This window comes from Bradyrhizobium sp. (genome assembly GCF_017881085.1).
GTDB lineage: Bacteria > Pseudomonadota > Alphaproteobacteria > Rhizobiales > Xanthobacteraceae > Bradyrhizobium.
In genome coordinates, this window is the sequence record NZ_JADGRI010000253.1 from 1 (window position 1) to 8,099 (window position 8,099).

10 protein-coding genes and 1 pseudogene are annotated in these 8,099 nt (G+C 58.9%); 2 read left to right on the plus strand and 9 right to left on the minus strand.

Annotated features, from left to right (window positions below):
- Positions 1-51 precede the first annotated feature (51 nt).
- The 9 genes and pseudogenes from QZ213_RS20745 to QZ213_RS20785 form a co-directional block, all read right to left on the minus strand.
- Positions 52-756: an ABC transporter ATP-binding protein gene (locus tag QZ213_RS20745; protein WP_291687968.1), complete on the minus strand. Its 705-nt coding sequence runs from the start codon at positions 754-756 to the stop codon at positions 52-54.
- Complete coding sequence (locus tag QZ213_RS20750; protein ID WP_291687969.1) at positions 756-1,499, minus strand: ABC transporter ATP-binding protein; 744 nt, start codon at positions 1,497-1,499, stop codon at positions 756-758. Before QZ213_RS20750 ends, QZ213_RS20745 begins: the two co-directional genes overlap by 1 nt.
- Positions 1,500-1,509: 10 nt before the next feature.
- A complete protein-coding gene (locus QZ213_RS20755) occupies positions 1,510-2,502 on the minus strand; it encodes a branched-chain amino acid ABC transporter permease (protein ID WP_291687970.1) in 993 nt (330 codons plus the stop codon).
- Complete coding sequence (locus QZ213_RS20760) at positions 2,499-3,353, minus strand: branched-chain amino acid ABC transporter permease (RefSeq protein ID WP_291687971.1); 855 nt, start codon at positions 3,351-3,353, stop codon at positions 2,499-2,501. The genes QZ213_RS20755 and QZ213_RS20760 overlap by 4 nt, the downstream gene beginning before the upstream one ends.
- Before the next feature lie 27 nt (positions 3,354-3,380).
- The gene (locus tag QZ213_RS20765; protein ID WP_291687972.1) at positions 3,381-4,634 is read right to left on the minus strand and encodes an ABC transporter substrate-binding protein; all 1,254 of its coding nucleotides are present in this window, start codon (positions 4,632-4,634) and stop codon (positions 3,381-3,383) included.
- A 579-nt stretch (positions 4,635-5,213) separates the two neighbouring features.
- On the minus strand, positions 5,214-5,498 hold the full coding sequence (locus QZ213_RS20770) for a hypothetical protein (protein WP_291687973.1): 285 nt from the start codon (positions 5,496-5,498) through the stop codon (positions 5,214-5,216).
- A gap of 318 nt (positions 5,499-5,816) precedes the next feature.
- Positions 5,817-5,972: a DUF1488 family protein gene (locus tag QZ213_RS20775; protein WP_291687977.1), complete on the minus strand. Its 156-nt coding sequence runs from the start codon at positions 5,970-5,972 to the stop codon at positions 5,817-5,819.
- A 328-nt stretch (positions 5,973-6,300) separates the two neighbouring features.
- Positions 6,301-6,768, minus strand: coding sequence for a sterol desaturase family protein (locus tag QZ213_RS20780; protein ID WP_291687974.1), 468 nt, complete (start codon positions 6,766-6,768; stop codon positions 6,301-6,303).
- A 45-nt stretch (positions 6,769-6,813) separates the two neighbouring features.
- A pseudogene (locus tag QZ213_RS20785) lies at positions 6,814-7,107 on the minus strand (sigma factor); the annotation flags it as partial.
- Positions 7,108-7,203: 96 nt separating this feature from the next.
- On the opposite strand from QZ213_RS20785, the gene QZ213_RS20790 reads away from it, so the two are divergent.
- Positions 7,204-7,806 carry a MarR family transcriptional regulator gene (locus tag QZ213_RS20790; RefSeq protein ID WP_291687975.1) on the plus strand — a complete coding sequence of 201 codons (603 nt, stop codon included), beginning with the start codon at positions 7,204-7,206 and terminating at the stop codon, positions 7,804-7,806.
- A gap of 38 nt (positions 7,807-7,844) precedes the next feature.
- Positions 7,845-8,099, plus strand: a 255-nt coding sequence (fdxA, locus tag QZ213_RS20795; RefSeq protein WP_291687976.1) for a ferredoxin FdxA, incomplete at its 3' end; no start/stop codon positions are given.

Here is an 8,099-nt window from a genome sequence, read left to right on the forward strand (position 1 = left end):
ATGGGCATGGGCCTGCAATTGGAAGTACTGGCAACGCAGTGACTCTAAGTTTTAAATTCCGAGGTAAGCCGCTTGCACCTGCTTGTTGTTTGCCAGTTCCGCGCTGGTGCCGTGCATGATCACTCTGCCGCTTTCCAGCACATAAGCTCGCTGAACTAGCGATAGCGCGCGGCTGACATTCTGCTCCACGAGCAGGATGGCCGTACCCATCTTGTGAATTTCCCCGATCTTCTCGAAAGTCACGTCGGTCATGACAGGTGCAAGCCCGAGCGACGGTTCATCGAGCATCAAGAGCCGCGGCTTCAGCATCAGGCCGCGGCCTACCGCCAGCATCTGCTGCTCGCCGCCGCTCATGGTGCCGGCAAGCTGTTTCCTGCGTTCGACTAACCTTGGAAAGATACTGTAAACCAGTTCGAGGGTGCGGCTGCGCTCGGCCTTTGCCTTCGGGGTGTAAGCGCCGATCTCGAGATTTTCCTGAACCGTCATTTCAGGAAATACCTGACGGCCCTCCGGCACATGGGCAATTCCCAAGTCCGGAATCCGGTGCGGCGGAAGCGACGCGAGATTGGTGCCGGCGAATGTGATCGTGCCGGACGTCAGCTTCACGAGCCCTGAGATCGCGCGCAACGTGGTGCTCTTGCCGGCGCCGTTCGCGCCGAGCAGGCCGACGGCTTCGCCTTCACCGATCTCGATGCTGACATTGCTGATGGCGGGCACCGAGCCGTAACTGGCGCTCACTCCTTCCAACTTGAGCACTAGGCCTCTCCCGCGGTCGGTGGGTGGACGTACGAGCCCAGATAGGCGCGGATCACTTCCGGGTTTTCCACGATCTCCTTGGGCGCGCCTTCCGCGATCTTCTGCCCGTGATCGAGCACCACGATGTGGCGGGCCACCGCCATGATGGCGCGCATCACGTGTTCGACGATCACGATGGTCAGCCCGCGCTGGGACAGTTTTCCGACCAAGGCGACCGCCTGATCGATCTCGGCCGGGTTAAGCCCGGCCATGACCTCATCGAGCAAGAGAAGCCGGGGCTGCGTTGCCAGCGCGCGCGCCATCTCTAACCGGCGCTGATCGATCGTGGTCAGATCCTTCGCCGCGGTCTGTTCTTTGGCCGAAAGGCCGACGAACTCGATCACCTCGCGGGCCTTCGCGCGCGCCGCGGCCGCATGTTTGTCGCGCAGGAACGCACCGGTCATGACGTTGTCCAGCACGGTCATGGCGCCAAACGGTTTTGCGACCTGGAAGGTGCGCGCGAGGCCGTGCGCGCAGATGTCATGCGGCTTCAATCCTACGATCTCACGGCCATAGGCCAAGACCGAACCCGAGTCCGGCCGGTGAAATCCGGTAATGAGGTTGAAGCTTGTGGTCTTGCCGGCGCCGTTCGGTCCGATCAATGCTACGGTTTCGTTCTCTTTCACCGTAAAGCTGACGTCCTGTACGGCGCGCAGCCCACCGAACCGCTTGCTGAGGCCACGAATGACGAGCGCGTCTGCCATGGGTGCGCCCTTACGCTCGCGCCGGCTTGCGGCTGGTGTAGCGTTGCCAGGCTTCGCTCATCATTCCCATCAGCCCGGTCGGCCGCCAAAGGATCACGGCCATCAGGATCAGGCTGTACACGGTCAGTTGCACCCCGCCGATCGAACCGCCGAGCCAGCTTTGCAGCAGAGTCGACGTCGTTTCCAATAAAATGGTGCCGATCACGGGGCCCCATAATGTCCCGATCCCGCCGACGATCGATACCAGCGCGGCCTCGATCGAGATATTGAAGCTGAACGCGGTCGCCGGATCGATGAAGTAGATGTATTGCGTGTAAAACGTGCCGGCCAGTGCGGTGAGAAAGGAGCTGATCAGGTAGATGTCGCGCTTGATCCGCGGCGCGTTGACGCCGATCGCTTCGGCGGCGTCTTCATCTTCGCCGATGGCGACGAGGTAATATCCCATCCAGGACCGCTCGATCAGCCAGGTGATCGCAAGACCGACGGCGAGCAGGCCGAGCACGACATAGTAGTACGCCGCCTTCGACTCGAACTGCATCATCAGCGGCGCGTTGCCGAGGTTCGGGATGGTGGTACCCTCGGCGCCCCAGGCCAGATCGCGAAATTTGAGGAAAATCAGCATCAAGGCCTGCGCCGTCGCGATGGTGGCGATGGTGAAATAGGGGCCGCGCAGGCGGAAGCACAGCCAGCCGATCGGCAGGCTCGCCAGCATCGCGACCACGCCGCCGGCGATCATCCCGATCCACGGCGAGATGCCGAAATCGATCTGCAGAATGGTCGAGGTGTAGGCTCCCAGGCCGAAATAGGCGGCATGCCCCAGCGAAAGCTGTTTTGCATATCCGCCCATCAGGTTCCAGGCAGTGCCGATGAAGGAGAACAGCAAGATCCGGATGAAGATGTCGATCGCAAACGAGCTTGTTACGACCAGCGGCAAGGCGATGAGAACCGCGATGCCGATCGCAAGAAAGACGAGGCCGCGCGTGTTGACGCCTTGCGTTGTCATCGTGCTTTGCCCCCAAGGCCGGTCGGTTTGAAGGCGAGCGTCAGAAGCAGCATGGCGAATACGACGATCAATCCGGAGTCGGCGCCGACATATTGAATCCCCAGGGACTCGGCGACCCCCATCAACAGGCTGGCGATCAGCGCGCCGATGACGTTGCCGAGTGTCCCCATCACCACGGCGACAAAGGCCATCAGCACAAACACCTGCCCGACAAACGGGTAGGCCGAATAGAACGGCATCAGCAGCGAACCTGCGGCGCCCGCCAGCGCCAGCGCGATGCCAAGGGCGACGCAGAACATGCGATTGGGGTTGATGCCCATCAGCGTCGCCACGTCACGGTTCTGGGCCGCCGCGCGCATCGCCTTGCCGAGGTCGGTGGTGTGCAGGAAGACCCAGAGCGCGCCGCTCAGCAGCATCGCGACGACAAAGGCGATGAGTTTCGCCACCGGGATGTAAAGCCCGCCGATGTGAAAAGCTTCGTCAGAGTACGAGGTGTGAACCGTGCGGTAATTCGCCGAGAACAGCATCAGCGCGAGATTCAACAGCAATAACGACAGGGCAAACGTCAGAAAGATCTGGGGCATGTCGTTCGGCCCCAGAACCCTGCGGATCAGAAAATGCTGGATCAGGACACCGACCACGAACAGCACCGGCATCGACACGATGAGCGACACGAGCGGATCGATGCCGAACTGGTTGGCGAGAAAGAAGCTGATGTACATCCCGATCATGACGAATTCGCCCTGGGCGAAATTCACGATCTTGACCACGCCGAAGATCAGCGTGACGCCAATGCTGACGAGCGCGTAGATGCCGCCGATGAGCAGGCCGTTGATGACGGCCTGGGCCACTGTCTCCCACATCTGGCTTGACCGGCGTCAGGTTTTCAGCAGCGGCGCGCGGGCGTCTTCCTTCGGAAAGACGCTGGCCAGATCGCCGTTCTGCCACTGCACGCCGACCGGGTGGCCGTAAACGTTCTTGCCGTCGGGTCCGAACTTTACCTTTCCGCCCGGCGCCATCGCAGCAAAGCCGGAGGAGACGTCGAGTGTCGACAAGGCGTCGCGAACCTTCTGCGGATCGGCGGAACCCGCCCGCTCCAGCGCGTCGGCGATCATGAAGGTCTGCGCGACCAGGCCGCCGGCATATTCGAACAGGAATTCGCCGGTGCGCTTCTTGTATTCGGCGTTCACCTTCTCGCAGTTGGGGTCCATGTCGTGATTCCAGTGCGCCACGCCTTGCAATCCTTCCGCGAGTTTGCCGACGTTCTTGTAGAAGTCCGGAATGACGAAGCCGCCGGAGCCGCCGTTGATCGCGATGTTGAGGCCGACCTGCTTGATGGTCCGCACGATCAGAATGAGATCGTTCAGATAGGAGACCGAGAACAGCGCGTTGGCACCTGACGATTTGACCTTGTTGATCAGCGGGCTGGCGTCGGTGAACCCGGCCGAATAGGGCTCGAACATCACGATCTCGACGCCCTCGGCCGGCGCCAGTTCCCTCAGCCCGTTCGAAGTCGAGGTGCCGAACGCGGTATTCTCGAAGATAACGGCGACCTTCGGCTTGTCGCTGACGAGCTTCGCCATTTGCAACTGCGCCCGCGCGAACTGCGACGCCCGCGCAAACGGCGTAAACGTGTAGGTTCGCCCCTTGTTGAGCTGATCCGAGCTGGAGCCGGTGATCAGCGGCACCTTGGCGCGTTCCGCCACTTCGCTTGCGATCAAAGTGAGGGCGCTGGCGTAACAACCATGGATCGCGGACAATTTGTTGCCGGTGATGAGCCGATCGGTTTCGGTGCGCGTCACCGTGGTGTCGCTCTGCACGTCGGAGAGGATGAGATTGAGTTTCGCGCCGCCGAGCGATTTGATGCCGCCGGCGTCGTTGACCATCTCGACCGCGAGCTTGGCGGCGGCGACGCAGCCGACGCCGATCTGCGCCATGCTTCCGGTGGTCGGGTAAAGCGCGCCGATATTGACCGGATCGGCCGCCCAGCCGCGCAGCGGCACTGCGCCGAATGCGCCGGCGGCGAGTACACCGCCCGTCTTGATGAGAAACTCGCGGCGGCCTTGGCGCTTTGTTAAAACCTGGCTTACAGCGGACGTGCTTGCGACCGAAGCTTTACGATCTTTTTTCATGTGTTTCCCCCTTGTGCGATCGCGGTACAGTTGGCTGTCCGTTCGCTTGTTGTTTCCCGTATACATCCTTTGCAAATTCTGCACACTCGCTTATTCAATGAATTTACCGGTGCGCTCATCTGCGTCGAGATCATGGCTACGATCACGACGAACGCTCTGGTTAGCGGCAGATATCCGGCAGTGCGGCGCAGCATTTATGCTTTGAACGAGTTTATGGAAGCGGGAGTTGGCAGCCAACTTGGGTACCAGACCAATATTCCCAAATTCTAAGACGCCCCCGCGGAGACCGGGTTCGATCGGGAATGCGTGAGTTCGAATCCTCTCACTCCAGCCAGCCATTCCCGCGGTCTGGCAGGCCTTCCGAGACACCCGAGAATAGGCGGGAAATCCGGGCTTTTCCCACATTCGGGCGCGTCTCCGAACTCCCGGTGGGCCGACGTTGGGGTGGAAATCGCCGATAGTCTCCGGCGGATGTTTGAAATATTCCCGTTTCTGGGAGACGGCGGCTAGAGACCGGGTTCGATCTGCACTGCTTGGCCGAGCACCAGTGCAACTCGCCAAATTCTCTGGCAAATTGGTTTAGGGCCTCGGGGAATCCCTCAAGTATGCACACTGAGGACACTCACCGTCTGTGGCATCAACGAGTTGGCGCTTAATCTCTTCCATCAGAACTTCCCGCTTCCACATCGTGCCGTCGCTTTTGATGATTTTTCTGGCACGAGCATAAGCATAGTTCTCAGCGGCGTCGTCACCGACGCGGATAGTCACATCCGAGTGAAAAGGGCAAACCGCTGTGGCACGGGTCGTCTCCAGCGCATAGCGCACGGCTGAATCCAGATTGTCGGCGTAGCTATTGACGGACATCAGAGCCTCCTGCTCTGACCCTCAATGGTAAGGGCGGGTAACGGGGCGGCCCGACACAGGTGTCCTAACTGCGCCGGGACCTAACCCTGCGAGCGCTCCTTCAAAGCGCCAGCACAGCTTCCGATTCAACGAACGATAGTTCCAAAGGTTGCCGCAACCGGCGGCCCTTTTTGTCGCAAGGCGAACAGTGTGATGCGCTGAACCGCAGGCCATTGCTTCAAAAATTAGCGGCAACGAGATCATAAGAACCTCTGCTTCCGCGAACATAGACCCTGGCTGCGGCGGCACATATCAAATCACGGTTGGAATCGAACGCGCTCAACCCGACTCATCGAGGCGGGCATCTGGTTGAATTCGCATCAATGCATCTTCGTCTATAAAAAACGATGCCTCTATAGCGCTGTCGTGTCCCCAAAATCGCACGGCATGCCGCGTTGGGTCATATGAACGACTATGATTTGGAAAATCAATCATGTGGTCCAGACTAATCAAGTCGTCGCCGGTCCACGACCGTTCTTACCGGGACTGGAATCGGCGAACCGTCATTGTTGAATGCGCGTTGCAACGTTCGCTCGGTCGCAACAACAATTTGGCCGTGGATTTGTCTTAGCGAGTTAATGCGTTCAGCCCACTGCCGTTCAACGCGGCGATGAACGCTCAATGGGATATACGGCACTCATTGGGTCAACCTCACTGACACGTTGCATGCATGACAGCAGCCCTAGACTGCACCAATACGCCAATGTGAGGTTCGTTCCGCTACTTCGAAGAAACTATCGGGCTGAAAAGGTGGGACAGTGCGTCATTGAAACATTGTCCTGAAAACATGATCCCAAAGCGTCGTGGTGACGCCGTAGTTTCGGTTCGCAAATGAGTGGTGGTCGCTGTGATGCTTCAGTAAGGAAGGCGGCAGAATACCAGAACTATGATGGGCGCAGTAATGGATAAATAAATACCAAGCATAGGCGGCCAACGCTCCGGCTAAAACGACACCACCTGCAATCAAATAGACGATCGCGAAGCAAACCCATATCTGCCAAAAAATCTTGTCTATAGCCTCGTCCGGATGAGCGTGATGAATTCGATGTTGGGTTGTCGCGATATTGTGCAACAGAAAGCGATGGACCATATATTCGCCTAGGGTCAAAGCGACGACTCCGCCGGAGAAAAGAGCAACTGCTTCACCCATGCTGGACGTCGAGGTTGCCAGCAAAAAAATTGCCAACAGAAGAGCAACGACCGTTTCACCGAAGTAGATGATGGCAGTCATGGGCGGCACCGTCGTTAAAAACAATCAACGCTAGTTGGCTCGTGAGCCCTTCTCCGGCTCGAAGCGCTCGACCGCCTGCATCAGGCCGACATTGCCCTCGGAGATCGCCTCAGAGATCGGCAGGCCGTAGCCGCGATAGTCCATGGCGATCTTAGTCACGAGTCGCAGATGGCTGGTGACGAGCTGGTGCGCCGCGTCGCGATCGCCGTGCTCGCGCCAGCGCTTGGCTAGCATGTATTCTTCCTGGCGCTCCAACATCGGGAACCGCCGGATTTCCTCAAGATAATGGGTAAGGCCGGGTTCGGCCGTAAGGATCGGCAGGGCCGCGTTGCGGGCCATGATCAAGCCCTGCAACTAGTTTCGAAACAAAATTATCTGCTATCGATCGGTTGTCAAGTTAATTTCGAAACACTATTATATTTCGAAGAGGTAATCATGTCAGCGCGCGAAACGGCAGAGCTCCTGCTGCAGGTGGGACGGCTCGTACAAGCTGAAGGCTATGACGGCGAACTCAGTCCGGCCCAATGGATGGCGCTCCGCTTCTTCGCGCGTGCCAACCCATTCTCGCGGACCCCGTCGGCCTTCGCGGAATTTCAAGCGACAACCCGCGGCACCGCAACACAAGCCATTAAGGCGCTTGAAGCGGGTGGGTACTTGGTCCGACAGCCATTCAAGACGGACGGGCGAAGCGTAAGTCTGCGACTGACGAGCAAGGGCAAAAAAACGCTTGCGCGCGATCCGTTCGAAGTTCTGGTGCGCGCCGTAGATTCGCTCGACACGACAGAGCGAACTGCGATGCGTCGCGCCCTGCACCAAGTGCTGTCCACTCTAGCTACGAGTGGTGCGCGTCGGCAGATCGGTGTTTGCCAGGACTGCACGCACTTCGGCAGAGAGATGTGCCGCAACCTGCCGAGCACGGGCCCCTCGGCCGCTGAATGCCTGCTGCTCAGTGTTCCGATTCAGCCAGAGGACGTAGGTCTTCTGTGCGTCCATTTTCAACCAATGAACGAGCACCTTGAGGACAGACGGACACCATGAATGAGTTCGCCAATGCGATCTGCAGAAAGGACGCTTAATTGACCTTCGTCGTCAACGAGAGCTGTATTCGCTGCAAAATCATGGACTGCGTCGACGTATGCCCCGTGGACTGCTTCTACGAGGGCGAGAACATGCTCGTCATCCACCCGGACGAATGCATCGATTGTGGGGTCTGCGTGCCGGAATGCCCGGTAGACGCGATCAAGCCTGACACCGAGCCGGGGCTTGAGAAATGGCTGTCGCTGAATGCGGAATACGCGAAAACCTGGCCAAATATTATGGTCAAAAAAGCG